This window comes from Streptomyces sp. WG7, assembly GCF_049975785.1.
Taxonomy (GTDB): domain Bacteria; phylum Actinomycetota; class Actinomycetes; order Streptomycetales; family Streptomycetaceae; genus Streptomyces.
In genome coordinates, this window is the sequence record NZ_JBNGGE010000019.1 from 53945 (window position 1) to 73913 (window position 19969).

The following is a 19969-nucleotide window of genomic DNA, read 5'->3' on the forward strand; positions in this document are numbered from 1 at the left end:
CCACAGGGGCCTGCTGCGCACCGGTCTCGAACAGGCCGGACTACGTACCTACCGAGGCGAAGGCGGGTACGGCGGACGTGGTGCGCGTAGCCGCCTCGCGACTGGCCGGGACGTGGCAGGCCTGACCCGCGTACGAATCCTCTCACTAAGGACCGACGAAACCATGGACCATCGCCTCACCCCCGAGCACGAGGAACTACGCCGCACGGTCGCCGAGTTCGCCCAGGACGTGGTGGCCCCGAAGATCGGGGATCTGTACGAGCGCCATGAGTTCCCGTACGAGATCGTGCGGGAGATGGGGCGGATGGGGCTGTTCGGGCTGCCGTTCCCACAGGAGTACGGAGGGATGGGCGGGGACTACCTGGCCCTGGGGATCGCGTTGGAGGAGCTGGCGCGGGTGGACTCCTCGGTGGCGATCACGCTGGAGGCGGGTGTCTCGCTGGGTGCGATGCCGGTGTTCCGGTTCGGGACGGAGGAGCAGAAGCGGCAGTGGCTGCCGCAGTTGTGCGCGGGGGAGATGCTGGGGGCGTTCGGGCTGACGGAGCCGGAGTGCGGTTCGGATGCGGGCGGGACGCGGACGACGGCGGTGCGGGACGAGGCGACGGGCGAGTGGGTGATCAACGGGTCGAAGTGCTTCATCACCAACTCCGGTACGGACATCACGGGTCTGGTGACGGTGACGGCGGTGACGGGTCGCAAGCCGGACGGGCGGCCGCTGATCTCGTCGATCATCGTGCCGTCGGGGACGCCGGGCTTCACGGTGGCGGCGCCGTACTCGAAGGTGGGCTGGAACGCGTCGGACACGCGTGGGCTGTCGTTCTCGGACGTGCGGGTGCCGGGTGGGAACCTGCTGGGTGAGGAGGGGCGTGGGTACGCGCAGTTCCTGCGGATTCTGGACGAGGGGCGGGTGGCGATCGCGGCGCTGGCGACGGGACTGGCGCAGGGGTGTGTGGACGAGTCGGTGAAGTACGCGGGTGAGCGTCGCGCGTTCGGGCGCCCGATCGGTGACTACCAGGCGATCCAGTTCAAGATCGCGGACATGGGGATGCGGGCCCACATGGCGCGGGTGGGCTGGCGGGACGCGGCGTCGCGGTTGGTGCGGGGGGAGTCGTTCAAGAAGGAGGCGGCGGTGGCGAAGCTGTACTCCTCGACGGTGGCGGTGGACAACGCGCGCGAGGCGACGCAGATCCATGGTGGGTACGGGTTCATGAACGAGTACCCGGTGGCGCGGATGTGGCGGGACTCCAAGATCCTGGAGATCGGCGAGGGCACGAGCGAGGTACAGCGCATGCTGATCGCGAGGGAACTGGGCCTCCCGGCCTGAGTTCTCGCGGGCCGCGCAGCGCAAGGCCGCCCGCAACACTTGCGCCTCGGCGACGTACTGAGCGAGACGGGGAGACCGACGAGGCGGCGACTCCTGGCCTCGTGGATCGGGGAACTGTTGGAGGCCCACCCTCGTTCCGAGGTCCTGACGTCCATGCCGCGTATCGGCGTCAGGACCGGAGGCAGGACGATCGACGATGTCGGCGACGGACCGCTTTCCCTACCGCTGCCACCTCGCCGCCTACTTCGGCCTCGCGAAGAACCTCACACGGCGAACTCCCGTATCGCCGTGTCCCGGAACACCGCCCGGCCGTCGATGGTGAACAGCACGAGCCGGTCGTCGATGAGGTACGGGAATGCCTCCGAGGACGGGGGGAAGACGGCACCGGCGGACGGAGACGCGCGCCCCTTACCGTGCGGACGCGGTAGCGGGATGACCGCCGGTGCCGTTTCCGGGGGTTGAGGAACTCAACCCCGCGACCTGAGGCCGACCCGCTCTCGTCCCCGGGTGGGATCCGAGGAGGGCGTAGTACTGCGGATTCAGTACCGCGCAGTGTCGGCAGCCGGACGACGACAGGACACCCCCCTCTTCAGGAGTCTGGAGGCACCTTCGAGACCCGGATGTGGAGACCCTCCCGTGGCTGCTTTTCTGTATCGAATGGGCCGCTTGGCCTTCAGGCGACGCTGGACCGTCGCCCTTGTCTGGGCCGCCGTGCTGGCCGCCGTGGGACTCGCCGGCATGACCGCGCCGGAGGCGGAGGAGGAACCCTTCTCCATGCCGGGGATCGAATCGCAGAAAGCCTTCGACCTGATGGAGGAGCGGTTCCCCGGCGCCGCCGCCGACGGCGCGACCGCCCGCGTCGTCTTCGTCTCGCCGAACGGCGAAAAGGTCACCGCCACCGAGAACAAGAAGGCCGTCGAGGCCGCGATAGCCGAACTCGGGGACGGCACGCAGGTCGCGAGCACCGTCGACCCGTACGAGTCCGGCGCGGTCAGCGAGGACGGCTCCACCGCATACACGACCGTGACCTACAAGGTCGACGCCTCCGGACTCACCGACGCCAGTCGCAGCCACCTGGACGAGTCGCTCGAGCACGCCCGTGACTCCGGGCTCACCGTCGAGGCAGGCGGCGACGCCATGGAGGACACGGGCGGACCCAGCGGCACCGCCGAGGCGATCGGCATCGCCGTCGCAGCGGTCGTCCTGCTGATCACCTTCGGCTCACTGGCCGCCGCCGGACTCCCGCTGCTCACCGCGCTCATCGGCGTCGGCATCAGCCTGTTCGCCATCACGGCCCTGGCCGGTCCGCTGGGCCTGACCGACACCACCAGCACCCTGGCGATCATGCTGGGCCTGGCCGTCGGCATCGACTACGCCCTGTTCATCGTCTCCCGCTACCGCGAGGAGCGCGCCAAGGGGCGGGCGCCCCAGGAGGCCGTCGCCCTCGCCACCGGCACCGCGGGCTCCGCAGTGGTCTTCGCCGGGCTCACCGTCGTCATCGCGCTCGCCGGTCTCTCCGTCGTCGGCATCCCGATGCTGACCGAGATGGGCCTGGGCGCGGCGGGCGCGGTCGTCGTCGGCGTCCTCATCGCGCTGACCCTGGTCCCGGCCTTCCTCGGCTTCTGGCCCAACGCCGTACTGACCCGCAAGGACCGCAAGGCCCGCCGAGCGGGCGGTACGCCGCAGGAGACGCGCAAGGTCAACGGCGGCACCCGCTGGGCGAGCTTCGTGCTGCGCCGCCCGCTGCCCGTGCTGCTCGCCGCCGTCGCGGGCCTCGGCGCCCTGGCGCTGCCGATGACCGACCTCCAGCTCGGTATGCCCGGCGACGAGGCCAAGTCCACGGAGACCACCCAGAGGCGGGCCTACGATGCGCTCGCCGAGGGCTTCGGGCCCGGCTTCAACGGACCGCTGACCGTGGTCGTGGACGCCGAGGACGCCGACGACCCGAAGGCGGCGGCCGAGACCGTCTCCGAGCGAATCGGCGGCACCGAGGGCGTGGTGTCGGTGTCCCCGGCCCAGTTCAACGAATCCGGTGACACGGCCGTCTTCTCCGTCGTCCCCACCACCGCGCCGACCGACCAGGAGACCAAGGACCTGGTCAACACCGTCCGCGGCGACCGGCCCGGCATCGAGTCCGAGGCCGGGGCGACCTTCGAGGTCACCGGCACCACCGCGATGAACATCGACATCTCCGAGAAGGTGCAGTCCGCGCTGGTGCCGTACCTGCTCGTGGTGGTCGGGCTCGCCGTGATCCTGCTGCTGGTGGTCTTCCGCTCGATCCTGGTCCCGTTGAAGGCGGCCGCCGGCTTCCTGCTCTCGGTGCTCGCCTCGCTCGGCGCGGTGGTCGTGGTCTTCCAGCAGGGCCACGGCGCCGACCTGCTGGGCGTGGAGACGACCGGCCCCATCATGAGCCTGATGCCGATCTTCCTGGTGGGCATCGTCTTCGGCCTCGCCATGGACTACGAGGTCTTCCTGGTCTCGCGGATGCGCGAGGCGTACGTCCACGGCGAACGGCCCGCCCAGGCCGTGACCTCCGGGTTCCAGCACAGCGCCCGGGTCGTCGTGGCCGCCGCGCTGATCATGATCGCGGTGTTCTCCGGGTTCATCGGGGAGAGCGACGCCATGATCAAGATGATCGGCTTCGGCCTCGCCTCGGCCGTCCTGCTCGACGCCTTCGTGGTCCGGATGGCGATCGTCCCGGCCGTCCTCGCCCTGCTCGGCGAGCGGGCCTGGTGGCTGCCGAAGTGGCTGGACCGGATCCTGCCCCGGGTCGATGTGGAGGGCGAGGCGCTGACCCGCCCGACCGAGCCCGAGGCGGAACCGGCCGAGAAGGACCTCGCCCGCGCCTGACCGGGTGCGCAGGAGCCGCCCGAGGTCGTCCCGCGACCCGGGCGGCTTCGCATCGTCCACCATGGATGCCAGCCCCTCACCGAGAGAGCCGACCATGAGCAGCAGCCTGGAGCGCTACACCGAGCGCGTGGAGCAGCACGCGTCGCGCTTCCCGCGTTTCCCGCGTTTCCCCCGCTTCCCGGACGTGATGGTGGTGCTGGCCCTCATCGGCTGCGCCTCCTTCGGCACCCAGCTCAGCCTCCCCGGCGTCAACCGCCCGGACATCGGGAAGTCGCTGGAGGTCATGCTCGGCCTGTCCTGCTTCGTCCTGCTGAAGTACCGCACCCACACCCGCACGGTCGTGGTCGTGGTCGCCGGGGTCACCATCGCCGCGATCGCGCGCGGCTACCTGCTCACCCCGATGCTGCTGGCCCCACTGCTCGCCGCGATGTACTGGCTGGCCGTCCTGTGCGACCGCCGGACCGTCCGCCTGTACGCGCTCGTCGTCACGGTGGCCCTGCTGACCGTGCACCTGTTCTCCGACGGCATGCGCGACCTCTCCCCGGTCCTGACCGTGATCGGCCCGGTGTTCTGGATGGCCCTGCCGCTCGTCGGCGGCAGCCTGGCCCGGCTGCGCGGCGACTACCTGGAAGCGGTCAAGGCCCGCGCCGAGCACGCCGAACGCACCCGGGAGGAGGAGGCCCGGCTGCGGGTCACCGAGGAGCGCATGCGCATCGCCCGCGAGCTGCACGACGTCGTAGCCCACCACCTGGCCCTCGCCAACGCCCAGGCCGGCACCGCCGCCCACCTCTCGCGCAGCAACCCCGAGCAGAGCCGGAAGATCCTCGACGACCTCACCGGCACCACCTCCGCGGCGCTGCGCGAGCTCAAGGCCACCCTGGGCCTGCTGCGCCAGGACGACCGGTCCGAGGGCGAGGGCCTGGAACCGGCGCCGGGGCTCGCCCGCCTTCCCGAGCTGATCGACACCTACCGTTCGGCGGGCCTGGAAGTCGTCGTCCACCAGGAGGGCGTGCGCCGCCCGCTGACGCCGGGCGTGGACCTGACCGCGTACCGGATCGTGCAGGAAGCCCTCACCAACGTCGCCAAGCACGCCCCCGAACGCGCCGCCCACGTCAGCTTCACCTACGCCGACTCCCGGCTGCTCATCACCGTCAGCAACGACGGCCCGGCCACCGCCACCGCCGTCAGCGGGACGTCCGGCGGCTTCGGGCTGCGGGGCATGCGGGAGCGCGCCCAGTCCATCGGTGGCGACCTGAGCGCGGGCCCACGCCCCGAGGGTGGCTTCGAGGTCACCACCGCGCTGCCGCTGCAACCGTCCGCCGCCGTCGAAGGAGAGTCTCCATGACCGTGAAGGTGCTGCTCGCGGACGACCAGGCCCTGCTGCGGGCCACGTTCCGCATTCTGATCGACTCCTGTCCGGACATGGAGGTCGTCGGGGAGGCGTCCGACGGGGCGGAGGCGCTGGAGCTGGCCCGTACCCACCACCCGGACGTGGTGCTCATGGACATCCGCATGCCCGGGACGGACGGCCTGTCCGGCACCGCGGCGATCTGCGCCGACCCGGAGCTGGCGACCACCCGCGTGCTGATCCTGACCACCTTCGAGACCGAGGACTACGTCGCCCAGGCGCTGAGAGCCGGAGCCAGCGGCTTCCTCGGCAAGGACGTCACCGCGGACGCCCTGCTGGCCGGCATCCGCACGGTGGCCTCCGGGGAGGCGCTGCTCTCCCCCGGCGCCACCCGCACCCTGATCACCCGCTTCCTCACCTCCCCGGCCCCCGGCACCCACCTGGTGCCCCCGGAACGGCTCGCCGACCTCACCGGACGGGAACGGCAGGTGATGGTGCTGGCGGCCGAGGGCAAGTCCAACGCGGAGATCGCCGAGCTGCTGGTGGTCAGCCCACTGACGGCACGGACGCACATCCACCGCGCGATGACGAAGCTCAACGCCCGCGACCGGGCACAGCTCGTCGTCATCGCGTACCAGACGGGCCTGGTCCAGGCGGGAGGGGCGAACGGGGCCCCCGCCGCGGTTCAGGAATTCCGACGGAGCGAAAACCGGCGCTAAAAGAGCGTTTTGTCCCGGCAGGGTTGTTTGGTTCGAGGTTCAGGTGTCGCGCCAGTTCGGGGTGGATTCCCGGGTGAGGCGTCGGCTTATGAGGTCGATCATGGCGACGTGGATCATGGCTTCGGAGCGGTGGGGGTGGGTTTCGTAGTCGCGGGCGAGACGGCGGTGGTGCATGAGCCAGCCGAAGGTCCGCTCGACCACCCAGCGTCGCGGGATCACCTTGAAGCCTTTGACTGCGGGGTCCCGTTGGACGACTTCCACGTCGATGCCGAGGCGGGCGCCGTGCTCGATGGCTTTGGTGCGGTAGCCGGTGTCGGCCCATGCCTTGGTCACGCGAGGGTGGGCGACGGCGATGTGGGACATCAGGTGCATGCCGGCCGACGTTGTCGGAAACGCTTGCCGCGGTGACCCAGACGGCCAGGAGCAGGCCGAGGGTGTCTACCCCGATATGGCGCTTGCGGCCTGCGATTTCCTTGCCGGCGTCGATGCCCTGGCCGGCCGCCGGCACATTGCTGGAGGTCTTCACGCTCTGGGCCTCCAGAACACAGGCACTCGGCTCGCCGTCGCGGCCTTCGGCCTGGCGGGTCCATGACTTTCTCCGTGTCGGAAAGTCCACACCATGAGGAGCTTCTGGACCACTCGAGGCCGGGACGAGGTGAGAGCCCGGCCAGAGAGACAGTTGGGAACCCCGTGGGCGGGGCCATGCGCCGGCCCCGCCCTGTCTCGTTGGCGATGGGTTTGCCCTGAGCCGGGCCCTGCCCGCCGGTCGTCGAGGGCAGAGCCTGGCTGCCGGGTGAGGCGGATGCTGCCGCTTTGGTCTGCAAGACGCCGATGCCGCTTCTGCACATCGTCGGGGGTGTGCCCCGGGAAGGCATCCCAGGAGGCGGTTGCGGTGAGATAGCCGACGCCGGTCCAGGCGTGCAGTGGTGCCGTAGCGGATCGAACATCTCGGTGTTGCGCGGCATGGGGAACTTGTCGAAGGCCGACCGGTCGACACCGAGATCATGTAAAGCAGGTACGTCTTTCCGGTCTCGCCCAGGACGTTGCAGAAGAAGGCGCCGAACGCCTCGCTCCGGCCAGGCGGGTGGCGGCGTCGACCGCGTGCTGGACCAGCGCGTGGAGGTCGAGTTCGGCGGCCAGGACGCTGCCGACCTCCTGCCGCAGCTCGACGATCATCACCTCCTCGCGCAGCCCCCGCTCCCGCTGCTCCAGCCCCTGCTGAGACCGGCGCAGGTCCGTCGTGGCGGAGCGCAGCTCGGCCACGACCGTCTGCAGGTGAGCGGCCCGCTGCCCTACCAGGGTCTCCATGCTTTCGAGGAGGGCGCGAGCCGCGTCCGCGGACGGTGATGCCCGTGGAGTCGCAGTAGAAGACGCCGCCGAGTGGTGCTGTCCCGAGCTGGGGAATGGGATCGGTCGAAGCAGCCTGGTTGTCGCAGGCGAGGCATCTGACTTGTCACGTCTGCTCATTCAGCAGTCCTTTTGGTATCAAATGCGGAGATCGAGAACCTGTGGCTCGTCATGGCGGTTCCATGGGTGATGGCCGCTGCACGTGCGGGGTTGCATCAGTGCAGTTGGCAGGGGATTTTCGTGTGTCCCAACACGGTCGAGTAGAGGTCCTCATTGGCCCAGGCCCGGGATCGCCGGGTCGCAGAAGACAGGTGATGGAAATGCGAGACGAGGCCGCCAAGCGGGTCGAGCTGGTCTTCTCCCTCTTCGACGTCAACGGCGACGGAGTCATCCACTCCGACGACTTCGATCTGATGACGGGCCGTGTTCTGGAGGCGGCGGACGCTTCGGACGACGGTGCCAAGGCCGCCATGCGGGCCGCGTTCCGCCGCTACTGGACGACGCTGGCCACTGAACTGGACGCCAATGGCGACGGTGTGATCACCATGGATGAGTTCCGTCCGTTCGTGCTTGACCCCGAGCGTTTCGGTCCCACGATCGCAGAGTTCGCCGAGGCGCTCTCCGCACTCGGCGACCCCGACGGGGACGGCCTGATCGAGCGCCCCCTCTTCGTATCGCTGATGACGGCGATCGGCTTCGAGGAGGCGAACATCCACGCCCTCTTCGACGCCTTCGGTCCGGACGCTGAGGACCGCATCACCGTGGCTATGTGGGCCGCCGGCATCAAGGACTACTACGCGCCGGACATGGCCGGGATCGCGGGCGACCAGTTGGTGGCTGCCCGGGCTGTCTGACACGGTCCGTCAGCGGCTATTCGGCCGTGGGCGGCACCGCTAAGACGTGACCGAACTGCCGCTTCCATCGGGACACGTCCCACCGAGCGGGGCCTTGCGGCGGGCCCCGCCCTTAGCCTGCGGGGGGACGTCGTGAGCGTTGCGGGCGTCAGGGCGAGGGCTTGTGCGCGAACACCCACCGGTTCCCCTCCAGTGCGTCGTTCGGCTCGGGCAGGGGGCCACGTCCGTGCCGGCGGGTGAAGTCGAAGGGGGTGTGTACCGAGGTGGACCAGCCCTTGGCCGTCAAGTCACCCGCGGAGTCGGGTCGTGGTTCCTTGTCGAAGAGGTGAAGCAGGTCGATGCCGATCTGTTCTCGCGTCGCCGTGTAGATCGGGCTGTCGCGGTATTCCAGCAGGTCCTTCTCCAGCTTGGCTTCGAAGGCCAGTGCGCTGCCTTCGGTGGTCAGCCGGTCCACCGTGTCGATGAGGTACGTCTCGGCGGGGCCTGGCAGGTAGAAGAGGAGTCCCTCGGCCAGCCAGACGCTCGGTGCGACCGGGTCGAGGCCGGCGGTGGTCAGCGCGGTGACCCAGTCGGCGCGCAGGTCGACCGGTACGGGGACGCGCTTCACCTTGGGGGTGGCCGACAGGTCCTTGAGCACCTGGTGCTTGAAGGCCAGCACGCCCGCTCTGTCGATCTCGAAGACCACGCAGTCGGACGGCCAGTCCAGGCGGAAGGCGCGGGTATCCAACCCCGCTCCCAGCAGGACGACTTGGCGGGCGCTCGTACGGACCGTCCGGAGGAGGAAGTCGTCGAGGACCCTGGTCCGCAGGCCGAAGTAGCGGGCGAACCGCCCCCACAGCGGGTTGCCGTCGCCGTCCGGGACCTGCTGGATGCGCACCGGCCAGTCCGCGCACGCCGGGGCGGCGCGCACGAAGTGTTCCGCGTAGGTGTCCTGGGCCAGGCTGTCGTGGCGGTGGGTCTCGATCGCCCGTGCCGCGGCGACCAGGAGGGCGGTCAGCCCCACACCTGCGTCCACGCCTTCCGCGTCCGTGTGCCGGGGTGCCGTGCCGACCATGTTTCCTCCGTTGGTGGGAGTGGGGGTGCGAGGTGCCTGCTTGTCGGATGCGGTGAGGCTGCGGTGCGGAGTGCCTCGCTCATCGGCTTCTTCCCGCCGGAAGGAGTACGGGTTTGACCACGCGGCCCGCGTCGCAGTCGCGTTCGGCCTCGTTGATGTCGGCCAGTGGGTAGGTGCGGATCAGTTGGTCGAAGGGGAAGCGTCCGGCCTGCCACAGCCCGGTCAGCCGGGGTATCAGCAGTCCGGGTACGGCGTCCCCTTCGCAGATGTGGCGGATGCTGCGGCCTCGGTCGAGCGTGCCCGGGTCGAGCGGCAGCGCGGTGTGGAGCCGTGCCACCAGGCCGAGGCTGCCGGTCGGGCGCAGTGCCCGGAGCGCGTCGTTGATGCGCGGGGACGAGGCCGTGGTGTCCAGCGCGTACTGCGCGCCGCCGTCGGTCAGCCGCCGGATCTGCTCGGGCAGTCCGGCCGTTTCGGCGGGCAGCGGGATCGCGCCGAACCGTTCGGCCAGGGCCAGCCGCCCGGGATGCCGGTCGACGGCCACGGTCAGCGCGCCGGCGGCGGTGGCCGCCATCACCGCGGCCAGGCCCACCGCTCCCGCGCCGAAGACCGCGAGGGTGTCGCCGGGGCCGGCGCTGAAGGTGTTCAGCACCGCTCCGGCGCCGGTGAGGAAGCCGCAGCCGAGCGGCCCGAGCAGTTCGACGGGCAGTGCGGGGTCGACCCGGACGGCGTTGCGGGCCGGGACGAGCGCGTACTCGGCGAACGAGGACTGGCCGAACCAGCGGGGGGCCAGCGCTCCCCCGGTCGCGTCGGTGAGCCGCGGCGTGTCCTCCTCGCGTCCTCCGAAGAGGTTGAGGGAGGCGAAGGAGTCGCAGTAGGCGGGGGCCGCGCCGCGGCAGTTGCGGCAGTGTCCGCAGGAGTCGAAGCTCAGCACGACGTGGTCACCGACGCCGATCGTGGTGTCCGGGCCGCCGCCCGTCCGCACCACGACCCCGGCCCCCTCGTGGCCGAGCACCGCCGGCAGCGGGCTGCGGCCGGCCGATCGCCGGACCGCGAGATCGGTCCTGCACATCCCGCAGCCCGCGATCTCGACCAGGATCTCACCGTCTGCGGGTTCCGTGTGCAGGGTCACCTCCTCGACCGCGAAAGGGTCGCCGTGCGAACGCAGTACGGCCGCCTGGAACCTCATCGTCATGCCTCCTGCGGGCGGTGGACGACGAACGGCCGGAGGTTGCCGTAGAGCCCCCACGGCCCGCCGGCGATGCCGACACCGCTGTTCTTGACGCCTGCGAAGGGCTGGGCGAGGGACAGTTCGGCGTGGTGGTTGATCCAGGCCGTGCCGCATTCGAGCCGGTCGGCCACCGCCCCGGCCCGGTCGAGATCGGTGCCCCATACGGAGCCGCCCAGGCCGAAGCCGGTGCCGTTGGCCGCGTCGACGGCTTCGTCGAGGCTGCGGTACGGCAGCACCGGCAGGACCGGCCCGAACTGTTCCTTGGTCACCACCGGGCTGCCGGGCGGGACGTCGGTAAGGATCGTGGGAGCGAAGAAGTAACCGGGCCCGTCCAGCCGGTGGCCGCCGGCCGCCGCCCGGGCCCCGTCCGCCAGGGCCTGCTTCGTGACCTGCTCGACCCGGGCCAGCTGGGGGGCGTTGTTGACCGGGCCCAGCCGGGTTTCGGGGTTCAGGCCGGAGCCGACGGCGACGGTCTTCGCGCGCTGGGCGAGGGCTTCGACGACTTCGGCGTGGAGCTGGGCCGGAGCGTAGACGCGTTTGACCGCCATGCAGACCTGCCCGCAGTTGCGGAACGCGGCCCAGAACAGCCGGTCCGCGATCCGTTCCACCTCGACGTCGTCCAGCAGGACGGCGGCGTCGTTGCCGCCCAGTTCCAGTGTGACCCGGGCGAGCGAGGCCGCCGCCGCTTCGGCGACGGCCCGCCCGGTGGGTACCGAGCCGGTGAAGGTGACGTGGCGGATGCCCGGGTGGGAAGCGAGGCGGGCGCCGAGTGGTTCGCGGCCGGTGACGACGGTCAGGACGTCCTCGGGCAGGGCGGTGGCGAGGACGGTGCCGAGCAGCCGGGTGGCGAGGGGGGTGAACGGGGATGGTTTGAGGACCACGGTGTTGCCCGCCACGAGTGCGGGCGCGAACTTCGCCGCCGCGAGCTGGAGGGGAAAGTTCCACGGCACGATCGCGGCGACAGGTCCGAGGGATCGCCAGCGGATCTCGCTGTGTACGGGCCGGCCGTCGGTGATCTGCCGGGTTCGGGGGGCCAGGTCGGCGAAGTAGCGCAGGCGAGCCGCCGTACGGGCGACCTCCGCGTGCGACTCGGCCAGGGGCTTGCCCTGTTCCAGGGTGAGCAACCGAGCGAGGTCATCGCCGGCCGCCTCCACGGCGTTGGCTGCCACGCGCAACGCAGTCGTGCGTACGACGGGGTCGGCCCGCCAGCCGTGCCAGGCCCGGTGGGCCCGGTCGACCACGGCGTCCAACTCGTCCGGCTGCTGGTCAGGGGCTTCGTCGAAGGTCTCCCCGGTGGCCGGATCGACCACGGCGAAACGCGCGGGTTGACGTCCGGGAACGCGCTCGGACTCGAATGTCGGCATGCCGGTGGTCAGTTCACCGCGGGGACGCCGGCCGCGTGCTCCCGGGCCTGCCGGTCCATCTCCGCCCGGAAGGCGGCCACCAGATGCGGCTGAATCCTTCCAGCGTTGCGGTCGCCACCCTCGCAGACCGCTCCGCGCACGCCCACGATGTCCGTGCCGATGCGGGTCAGCGGACCGAGGTCGGTCTGTTTGACACTGCCCGCGAGGGCGGCGAGCAGACCGGACGCGTGGGCCAGCCGGACGAACTCGGCACAGACGTCCGGCGGAACGTGGTCGAACAGCCGCGACCCGTCCTTGACGGCGGTGTCGAGCATGGCCGCGTCGGCCCCGGATCGGGCGGCGATGTCGGGCAGGGCGAGCGGGTTGACGCAGCCGATGCGGTGAGCGTCGGCGTATCCGGAGGCGACGACGAGCGCTTCGGGGCGGTGGTCCTTCACCGCACGGACGACCGCACGCATGACCTCGATGCCCTGATCGGGCGTCGTGCACCCGTATAGGCCGACCTTGATGTACGTGGCCCCCGAGACGACCGCGCCGAGCGCAGCCTGGGCCACTGTGCCGGGCTTGTACGGGACATCCCCCACGGTCGCGGACACCGGCTTGTCCGCCGGGACCGCTTCGCGGATCTCCCTGATGACCCAGGGGAAGTTCGCGCCGAGAGAGCCCTCGTCAGGCTTCTTGACGTCGACGATGTCGAGATGCTCCGCAGCTTTCGCGCAATCGAGAGCCTCCTCGACACCGTCCGGGGAGATGAGAAGCAACACCCTGACCTCCTTCGCCGCCAGTCCGCCCGGCCGAGGGACAGGGGACCGCGGATCACCTGGCTTATGTGCGGTGCGCTCATCATTTCCGTCACCCTAGGGAACCGGAAGGGCGCGAAGAGTATCCATAGGGTGCTCATGTCCACGTACAGTGCGCCGTAGATACTGGTGCAAACCAGCGCACAGACGACATTTCGCCCGAGCGGTGAATAACTCGGGGCATTGGTGACAGCCGGTCTGCGCTTGTGGCGGCTATTGTGCTTCAGTTCACGGGGAGCCGATGTTCGCCATAAATGGGCTCCGAGATCAGTAGTCGAGATCCAGGTAGTCGATATGGCCCGACGGCCACCATGTTGCCCAAATGCTCTCCGCCGTGGGTGAAGTCTCTGCCCACGGTGCCCGTCCGCCGCGGTGAACCGGCACGCGGAAACCGCGTTCTGGCCCCGCTCACCGGCGGGGCAGTGTGGGGCCTGCGTCGCGCGATGTCTCTCGCGTTGCGGAGAGGGGCGTTCGAAGCCTCAGCCCACCGGCTCAGGAGCTTTCTGACTGCCTCCATCCATCCCAGCAGTCGCTCCCCGACGAATCCGCCGCCCGTTGCAAGGATCAGGCCCATGGCCTGGACCCCCGCGGTGTGGGTGGCCTAAGAGGTCCTAACAAAGGCGTTGGACGTGTCGGTAGGTGATGAGGCAGGCGGCGAGGCCGAGGAAGGCTTCATGGATGTCGTCGCGTCGTTCCCAGCGGATGCGCAGGCGGCGGAATCCGTGGAGCCAGGCGATCGTCCTTTCGACGACGTACCGGAAGATGCCCAGGCCGGAGCCGTGTTCCTGGCCTCGTTCGGCGATAGCGGGGCGGATGCCGCGGGCCCGCAGCAGGCGCCTGTACTTGTCGTGGTCGTAGCCGCGGTCGGCGAGCAGGGCGTCCGGCCGCCGACGTGGCCGGCCGACGGCGCCGGAGACCGCGGGGACCTTGTCGAGCAGGGGCAGGAGCTGGGTGACGTCGTTGCGGTTTCCGCCGGTCAGCGACACCGCGAGCGGGATGCCCTGGCCGTCGGTGAGGACGTGGTGCTTGCTGCCCGGCCGTGCGCGGTCGACCGGGCTGGGACCGCTTTTGGGCCCCGGCGGGCCGCCCGGACATGGGAGGAGTCGATCACCGCCCTCGACCAGTCGAGCTTCTTCGCGGTCCGCAGCTTCTTCAGCAGCACCAGGTGCAGCTGGTCCCACACGCCGGCCTCGTTCCAGGCGGCCAGGCGCCGCCAGCACGTCATCCCCGAGCCGAAGCCCAGCTCCTGGGGCAGGTACTCCCACTGGATGCCGGTGTGCAGCACGAACAGGATCCCGCACAGGGCCTGCCGGTCCGGCACCCGCGGCCGCCCCGCCACCAGCTTCGGCCCCGGCTCGGGCAGCAACGGCTCGATGAGCGACCACAGTTCGTCCGACACGATCCACGGCCGCGACTGATGCTTCCCCACAGCCACACCAACGAGCCGACAAGTCGTCAGTCACGCGATCGACGACTTCTGTTAGGACCTCTAAAGGCCCGTCGTCGCGGACGTCGCCTACCACGGCAAGGCATTGCTCGATCTGCCGGCGACCTGCACCTTCAACACCCGGCTGCCCGCGTCCTCGGTGCTTTTCGCCCTGGCCCCGCCCCCGACCGGCAAACGCGGGCGTCCCGAGCTCAAGGGCACGCGGTTGGGCACGCCCCCCAGCTCGCGGCCGCCGCCGACTTCACTCCGGTGCGGGTCGCGCGCTACCAACGCACCGACACCGTGCACTTGGCCGAGGTCACCTGCCTGTGGTATGGCTCCTTCCATGCCCGCACTGTGCGCGTGATCCTGCTCCGGGACGACACCACCGACACCGGCTGCGGCCTCGCCCTGGTCACCACCGACCTGACCAGCAGCCCGGCCGACCTGATCACCCGATACGAGATGCGCTGGTCCATCGAGGTCACCTTCGCCGAGGCCCGCCACCTGCTCGGCACCGGCCAGGCCCACAACCGCACTCGCGCCGCCGTCGAGCGCACCGTGCCCTTCGGGCTGTGCTGCTACACGATCACCGTGGCCTGGTACGCGCTGCACGGCCACCAGCCCGGCGACGTGGCCGAGCACCGCCGGCGCGCACCCTGGTACACCACCAAGACCGCCCCCTCGCTGTCAGACATGGTCGCCAAGCTCCGCCGGGTGATCATCGCCGCCCGATGTATCCCACCCGCCCAGGGTCAGCCCACCGAGCAAGAAATCCGCACCGTCCAGCAGACATGGGCCGCCGTCAGTACCAACGCCGCCGCGTGAGCACCCAAACCTGTCAGAACGTCGAAAGTCGAGTGGCAACGCGCCCAGGCGGCCTCAAGCGAGCGTGAGTGGCGGGACCGCGTTCCGTATGGTCAACAGTCCTCCGTCCAGACGCAGTTGGAGAGGTGTCGGCTCGGCGCACACGGTACGGCGCAGGTCGGCGGGAATGTAATCCATGGTCGCGAGCCGCTCGGCGTAATGGAGGAAACGGTGGCAGCCGACAGCGTGCAGCGACGAACCCTCGGCGGCAGCGGCCACCTCAGGTAGGACGAAGCCGCCGTGTCCCTGTGCCTGGATCACGTCGACGGCATCGACGTGCCGATGGCGCACGCGTTCGGGGAAGAAGCGCGCGGCGAAGTGTCGGTAGAGGACGTACTCAGAGGCGCCCGTCCACTTACAGGGGTCGGCGGTGCGCAGGAACGCTTGCCAGAAGGGTATGCCGTGTGCTTTCTGGGCCCGCTGGATAATATCGCCCAGAATGGTGCGATCGAAAACCATGTGGTGCTGCATGCCGCTGTAGGCGTCCACAGGCAGCCAGCCCGGGATCAGCCGCCCAGCCGCCTCCAGCGCAGTGTGGTGGTCCGGCAGCCGGTGCACCCGGGTGTTCAGGCGCCAGGAGAGGGGATAGCCGTACGGCAACACGGAAGCCCCCTGGCCGTCGACGAATGCCATGTCTCGCAGGAACACGAAGTCCGCATCTACCACCAGGACATGCTCCGGCGTGCCTGCGGGAAGGACATCGAAACACTGCAGCTTCGCCAGTTGCTGGAAGTACCACGAGGCAGTGGACGGATCTCTGCCCAAGCCTTGCAGGTACTCACGCACATCCCGGCTGCTGGGTGCGCAGCTTCGTTCGTCGAACCAGACGACGCGCGAATCTAGACCGTCGAAGGACCGCGCCGGTAGGCGCTGAGCGACAACCTGCACCAGCTCCACGGGGTTCAGGGAGCGAGCGAGTACACCCCGTATACAGACGTCCAGCCCGGCCATGTCCTTCTCCGCAGCCAGGATGACTACGCTGATCGGCGGCAGTTCGCCGCCTCGGTGGCCCATGAGCCGTTCGTCGGCAGCCTCGGACGCCGGGTAGGCGAGGAGGGTGGCTAATGGTTGCTGCACTTGACAGAGCATAGCCAGTACAGCTGAGCGGTTGCCTGCAGGAAAGTGGTTCACGGGTTCCACCCGATCCGAGCGGAGGGCCTTTTGACAGCTCGCGGGTGTTGAAGCTCGAGCGGCAGCAGGCCCCGTGTCGCAGTTGTACGTGGTCACGTCCGCGGACTCCAGTTCGTTCACTGCGGAGTGTGACTGTCTCGCCCACCGCTTCGGGAACGCGGCCGACCCCCACGAGCCCCGCTGGTCCGAGACTACGAACGTCTACCGCAGCCCGGCGATTCCGGTGCATGCCGGTGTATCTGCCTGATTCTGTGGCAGAGGGTGGTGATTCATGCAGTAATCTCCTCGCTCGGGAAGATTTTAGGCACCGAGTCCTTCTCGGCGACGGCGGCCGGCTACCGGCAGCTGCTCGTCTGGGCCCGCAAGCGGGGGACGGTGCGCCGGGCCGGGGTGAAGGGCACCGGCACCTTCGGCGCGGGCCTGTCCCGGTACCTGCTGGCCCAGCACGTCGAGGTGTTCGAAGTGAACCGGTCCGACCGATCGGCCCGCCGTCTGCTCGGCAAGTCGGACCCGATCGACGCGCAGGCTGCCGCGCGAGCCGTGCTCAGCGGTCGTGCCCGGGCCCGGGCCAAGTCCGGCGACGGGCCGGTGCACAGCGCCCGGATCTAAAGCTCGCCACGGACTCCGCGGTCAAGGCCCGCACTCAGGCGATCAACCAGCTCAAGGCCGTTCTGGCCATCCCGACCCGGCTCTGCGGGAACGGCTGTCGAGCCTGGGCAATGCCGAGCCGTTCCGCACCTGCGCGTCCCTCAGCCCACCCGATGGTGGGGGAGACGAGGACGCGGTGGCCCAGGCCACCCACATGACGTTCGCATGCTCGCCGAGCGCATCGAACAGCTCACGGCTCAGATCAATGAGCTGAACCAACGCCTGACCCAGCTCGTCGAACACCACGCCCCGCAGCTACTCGAACCGGTGGGTATCGGCCCGGACAGCGTCGTCACTCTCCTGATTACCATGGGAGACAATCCCGAGCGGCTGAGCACCGAGGCGTCCTTTGCCGCCCTTTGCGGAGTCAGCCCCATCGAGTACTCCTCCGACCGGCGAAGAACCCGGCGGCTCAACTACGGCGGCGACCGCCAGGCGAACGCCGCCCTGCACCGCATCGTCTTCACCCGGCTGCGTCACGACCCGCGTACCCGGGCGTACTACGAACGCCGCACCCAGGAGGGCAAGACCCGCCGTGAGATCACCCGATGCCTCAAGCGATACGCAGCCCGCGAGGTCTTCAACCTGGTCAAACCGATTTCCCGTACCCCCGCGTTATAAGGGCGTCTGTGAGACGTGAGAGGGTCGGAGCCGTGAGTGAGACACCGTCGAACACCCTGCAATACCGCTTTGACGGGCCAGAAGAGGCCCCGGTCCTGATCCTGGGTCCCTCACTGGGTACCACATGGCACAGGTTGTAGAGACCGTCTATCGGCGTCCATGCCAGTCCATGGTGTGTGCGTTGTAGCAGGTCAGGGCTTTGCGGTCCGGTGGCGTCGGCGTAGCTGGTGACAGACGCGTGACAGCGCCGGTGTAGATCGAGGCCCCGCCGGGGAGCATCCTTGGCGGGCCTCCACCTGGAGCCATGAGACGAAGCCTCACCGGAGCGCTCCGGTGGGGCATCACTGGGAAGTTGACTGTGCGTGCCCGCGTGACGCGTTCGGCTCGTCATGCAGTTTGTCTGCCAGCGCTGTTCTCAGGGACGCTGAATTCGCGATCGCAGCCATGACGGGCGACGTCCCGAGCGGCTGAACACCGAGGCATCCTTTGCTGCCCTTTGCGGAGTCAGCCCCATCGAGTACTCCTCCGGCCGACGGCGCACGCGCCGGCTCAACTACGGCGGCGACCGACAGGCGAATGCCGCCTTGTTCTCAGAGGAGCTGGTGGGGCCGCCCGCCGACAGCCGCGACTTTCCATGCAGCCAGTTCCACACGGTCTTGGAGTCGGTGCCCAGCCGTGCGGCTAGCGACACGGTGGACGGCCGCTGCTTCGTGGGCATGCTCCAGGACGCCCCTATAACGCGGGGGTGCTGGACACTGGTCTGACCAGGTTGAAGACCTCCGCATACCGCTTGAGGCATCGGATGATCTTACGTCGGGTCTTGCCCTCCTGGGTGCGGCTTTCGTAGTACGCCAGGGTGCGTGGGTCGTGACGTAGCCGGGTGAAGACGATGCGGTGCAGCGGGCAGCAATCCGGGAAAGAGCCCTTACCCGATCGGCAGTCGTGACGAGCTGTACCGGTGTCAACGGGATCCCTCAGGTTCGATCACCGCCGTTCGGCTCGGAACAGTCAATGGGTTGGTAGTAAATCGTCGGCCAATCACTCACCAGCCGGTCACTGGCCTGCGAAAGCCCACGCGCGGGCGGGTCGGGGCAGGCATGTCTCCGAGCAGCGGCTGACGGCAGGCGCAATCCGAGCGCGGCGCGGGCAGGTAAGCGAACCAACAACCGTCGTACGGCGCCGAAACCCTCTGGCCTGCCTCAAATCAGCACGGCCGACCGGTGCGGTCTCGCACAGTGGGCCCATGACAACGGTCCGCACCGTGCGCACCTACGGGCAACTCGCTTTGCTTCCCCTCGGGTTCGCGAGCATCATGTACGGCGACCTGCTCTTCCGGGACGGCCAGCGGGGGCTGGGTAAGTTCCTCTTCATCGGCGGATGGGTGGTGGCACTTTCCGGGATGCCAGCCCTGAACCGCTACCTGAAGGCGAACCATCTCCGTGAGGGCATCCTCAAAATCTTCGTGATCCTGTTCATCGTCGGGAGCTTCGCGGTCCCCGGCCCGATCGTCAGTCTGGTCAAGGTCTTCGACGGCACGGCGCAGCCGGTCAACTACCGGCAGGCCGCGCTCTCGCTGGCACTGATCTACATCGCGCTGACGATCCTGTCTCGGATCGCCGAGCCGAAGGACCACGTCCTGGAGCGGCTCGCGAGCCGTATCCAGCGAGCGGCTGTCTTCCGGGCGCTGGCGAACGTGACCGGCATCTTCGCCGTGGTGGCTTTCCTGGGGGCACGGTTCGTCGCCACGCACCCGGTGCCTCTGATTTCCACTGGCCTGACGCTCGTGGTGGCCGCTGCGGTGGTCACCCACAAGACATTCGCCCGGGCGCGGAAGCTGTGCACGCAGATCCACGCCGACACGCAGACCCTGCTGAGAGACCTCGACGAGCTCGACCAGGCACGCAGCCGCAGCACGACGAGCACGGCGAAGCCCTGGATCCGGCGGCTGCGCGGCGGGCGGCAGGCGGGCGGCGGCCACACCGACGAGCAGAAAGCGGCGCTGCGGGCTTGGGACGCCGTCAAGCTCGGCCTGTCCACGCCCGTGGACACCGGCTACCGCCGCATCGGCTTGCCGTTCCTCACCGACGAGGTGGTGGCTGAGATCGAGGCGAAGGTGCGGACAGCTGTCCACGGCGGAAGAGACGGCCCTGCGCGGGCGGACCTGCAGGCCATTCAGCGGGCGTGCTCGGGGCGCGTCGACGTCCTGGCCTAAGGGTCTGCCGATCATTGCGGCAGCTGATGGTCTGTCCGGCTGTCCGGCTGGGTGGGCGGTCGCAGCCTTCTGGGCCTGGCGGGGGACGGTCTGGGCTTGTCGAGGCGCCCGTGCACCGTGAAACGGGGCACGCCGGATCTGTCGGGGATCTGCTGGACGGTCTTCTCCCGCTCGTC

General features: G+C 69.4%; 16 protein-coding genes and 3 pseudogenes. 11 read left to right on the forward strand and 8 right to left on the reverse strand.

The features are described 5' to 3' along the window. Nucleotides 1-163 precede the first annotated feature (163 nt). The 4 genes from ACP4J0_RS20160 to ACP4J0_RS20175 all read left to right on the forward strand — a co-directional run bounded on the left by ACP4J0_RS20160 (nt 164) and on the right by ACP4J0_RS20175 (nt 6241). Nucleotides 164-1324: an acyl-CoA dehydrogenase family protein gene (locus ACP4J0_RS20160; protein WP_426600063.1), complete on the forward strand. Its 1161-nt coding sequence runs from the start codon at nt 164-166 to the stop codon at nt 1322-1324. A 636-nt stretch (nt 1325-1960) separates the two neighbouring features. Next, nucleotides 1961-4174 (forward strand): MMPL family transporter, encoded by a 2214-nt coding sequence (locus ACP4J0_RS20165; protein WP_426600064.1) that lies wholly within the window; start codon nt 1961-1963, stop codon nt 4172-4174. A gap of 94 nt (nt 4175-4268) precedes the next feature. Next, nucleotides 4269-5519: a sensor histidine kinase gene (locus ACP4J0_RS20170; protein ID WP_426600065.1), complete on the forward strand. Its 1251-nt coding sequence runs from the start codon at nt 4269-4271 to the stop codon at nt 5517-5519. Beyond that, complete coding sequence (locus ACP4J0_RS20175; RefSeq protein ID WP_426600066.1) at nt 5516-6241, forward strand: response regulator transcription factor; 726 nt, start codon at nt 5516-5518, stop codon at nt 6239-6241. The genes ACP4J0_RS20170 and ACP4J0_RS20175 overlap by 4 nt, the downstream gene beginning before the upstream one ends. On the opposite strand, the pseudogene ACP4J0_RS20180 reads toward ACP4J0_RS20175, so the two are convergent. Further along, nucleotides 6238-6824, reverse strand: a pseudogene (locus ACP4J0_RS20180) (transposase); the annotation flags it as partial. The gene ACP4J0_RS20175 and the pseudogene ACP4J0_RS20180 sit on opposite strands and share 4 nt — an antisense overlap. A gap of 419 nt (nt 6825-7243) precedes the next feature. After that, nucleotides 7244-7549: a hypothetical protein gene (locus tag ACP4J0_RS20185; protein WP_426600067.1), complete on the reverse strand. Its 306-nt coding sequence runs from the start codon at nt 7547-7549 to the stop codon at nt 7244-7246. Nucleotides 7550-7908: 359 nt separating this feature from the next. Here ACP4J0_RS20185 and ACP4J0_RS20190 point away from each other — a divergent pair, with 359 nt between their 5' ends. Then, a complete protein-coding gene (locus ACP4J0_RS20190) occupies nt 7909-8442 on the forward strand; it encodes an EF-hand domain-containing protein (RefSeq protein ID WP_426600068.1) in 534 nt (177 codons plus the stop codon). Between the two features lie 148 nt (nt 8443-8590). Here ACP4J0_RS20190 and ACP4J0_RS20195 read toward each other — a convergent pair whose 3' ends face one another. From ACP4J0_RS20195 to ACP4J0_RS20215, 5 genes are all read right to left on the reverse strand, one after another. Then, nucleotides 8591-9496 (reverse strand): class I SAM-dependent methyltransferase, encoded by a 906-nt coding sequence (locus ACP4J0_RS20195; protein WP_426600069.1) that lies wholly within the window; start codon nt 9494-9496, stop codon nt 8591-8593. 79 nt (nt 9497-9575) lie between these two features. Continuing rightward, nucleotides 9576-10682 carry an NAD(P)-dependent alcohol dehydrogenase gene (locus ACP4J0_RS20200; RefSeq protein ID WP_426600124.1) on the reverse strand — a complete coding sequence of 369 codons (1107 nt, stop codon included), beginning with the start codon at nt 10680-10682 and terminating at the stop codon, nt 9576-9578. A 2-nt stretch (nt 10683-10684) separates the two neighbouring features. Then, entirely contained in the window at nt 10685-12088 is a 1404-nt protein-coding gene (locus ACP4J0_RS20205) for an aldehyde dehydrogenase family protein (protein ID WP_426600070.1), read from the reverse strand. An 8-nt stretch (nt 12089-12096) separates the two neighbouring features. Then, on the reverse strand, nt 12097-12852 hold the full coding sequence (locus ACP4J0_RS20210) for a (5-formylfuran-3-yl)methyl phosphate synthase (RefSeq protein WP_037684233.1): 756 nt from the start codon (nt 12850-12852) through the stop codon (nt 12097-12099). A gap of 647 nt (nt 12853-13499) precedes the next feature. Then, a protein-coding gene (locus ACP4J0_RS20215; protein WP_426600071.1) for an IS5 family transposase occupies nt 13500-14317 on the reverse strand; the annotation gives its coding sequence in 2 pieces (ribosomal slippage) (nt 13500-13985 and nt 13988-14317; 816 coding nt in all). A gap of 360 nt (nt 14318-14677) precedes the next feature. Here ACP4J0_RS20215 and ACP4J0_RS20220 point away from each other — a divergent pair. After that, nucleotides 14678-15142, forward strand: a complete 465-nt coding sequence (locus tag ACP4J0_RS20220) for a hypothetical protein (RefSeq protein ID WP_426600072.1) — start codon at nt 14678-14680, stop codon at nt 15140-15142. Between the two features lie 54 nt (nt 15143-15196). On the opposite strand, the gene ACP4J0_RS20225 is transcribed toward ACP4J0_RS20220, so the two are convergent. Next, nucleotides 15197-16258, reverse strand: a complete 1062-nt coding sequence (locus tag ACP4J0_RS20225) for a hypothetical protein (protein WP_426600073.1) — start codon at nt 16256-16258, stop codon at nt 15197-15199. Nucleotides 16259-16576: 318 nt separating this feature from the next. Between ACP4J0_RS20225 and ACP4J0_RS20230 the strand changes: the two genes are divergently transcribed. The 5 genes and pseudogenes from ACP4J0_RS20230 to ACP4J0_RS20250 all read left to right on the forward strand — a co-directional run bounded on the left by ACP4J0_RS20230 (nt 16577) and on the right by ACP4J0_RS20250 (nt 19793). Beyond that, nucleotides 16577-16921 (forward strand): IS110 family transposase, encoded by a 345-nt coding sequence (locus ACP4J0_RS20230; protein WP_426600074.1) that lies wholly within the window; start codon nt 16577-16579, stop codon nt 16919-16921. Between the two features lie 204 nt (nt 16922-17125). Further along, nucleotides 17126-17581 (forward strand): transposase, encoded by a 456-nt coding sequence (locus ACP4J0_RS20235; RefSeq protein WP_426600075.1) that lies wholly within the window; start codon nt 17126-17128, stop codon nt 17579-17581. 32 nt (nt 17582-17613) lie between these two features. Beyond that, nucleotides 17614-17712 (forward strand): annotated as a pseudogene (locus ACP4J0_RS20240) (alpha/beta fold hydrolase); the annotation flags it as partial. A 318-nt stretch (nt 17713-18030) separates the two neighbouring features. Next, nucleotides 18031-18168, forward strand: a pseudogene (locus ACP4J0_RS20245) (transposase); the annotation flags it as partial. Nucleotides 18169-18824: 656 nt separating this feature from the next. Next, nucleotides 18825-19793 (forward strand): hypothetical protein, encoded by a 969-nt coding sequence (locus ACP4J0_RS20250; protein WP_426600076.1) that lies wholly within the window; start codon nt 18825-18827, stop codon nt 19791-19793. Nucleotides 19794-19969 lie beyond the last annotated feature (176 nt).

Excerpts from the sequence above, each read along its gene's own strand:
- ACP4J0_RS20160 (WP_426600063.1), top strand. The coding sequence starts at position 164 with ATGGACCATCGCCTCACCCCCGAGCACGAGGAACTACGCCGCACGGTC.
- ACP4J0_RS20170 (WP_426600065.1), top strand. The coding sequence starts at position 4,269 with ATGAGCAGCAGCCTGGAGCGCTACACCGAGCGCGTGGAGCAGCACGCG.
- ACP4J0_RS20175 (WP_426600066.1), top strand. The coding sequence starts at position 5,516 with ATGACCGTGAAGGTGCTGCTCGCGGACGACCAGGCCCTGCTGCGGGCC.
- ACP4J0_RS20185 (WP_426600067.1), bottom strand. The coding sequence starts at position 7,549 with ATGGAGACCCTGGTAGGGCAGCGGGCCGCTCACCTGCAGACGGTCGTG.
- ACP4J0_RS20190 (WP_426600068.1), top strand. The coding sequence starts at position 7,909 with ATGCGAGACGAGGCCGCCAAGCGGGTCGAGCTGGTCTTCTCCCTCTTC.
- ACP4J0_RS20195 (WP_426600069.1), bottom strand. The coding sequence starts at position 9,496 with ATGGTCGGCACGGCACCCCGGCACACGGACGCGGAAGGCGTGGACGCA.
- ACP4J0_RS20200 (WP_426600124.1), bottom strand. The coding sequence starts at position 10,682 with ATGAGGTTCCAGGCGGCCGTACTGCGTTCGCACGGCGACCCTTTCGCG.
- ACP4J0_RS20205 (WP_426600070.1), bottom strand. The coding sequence starts at position 12,088 with ATGCCGACATTCGAGTCCGAGCGCGTTCCCGGACGTCAACCCGCGCGT.
- ACP4J0_RS20235 (WP_426600075.1), top strand. The coding sequence starts at position 17,126 with ATGCTCGCCGAGCGCATCGAACAGCTCACGGCTCAGATCAATGAGCTG.
- ACP4J0_RS20250 (WP_426600076.1), top strand. The coding sequence starts at position 18,825 with ATGACAACGGTCCGCACCGTGCGCACCTACGGGCAACTCGCTTTGCTT.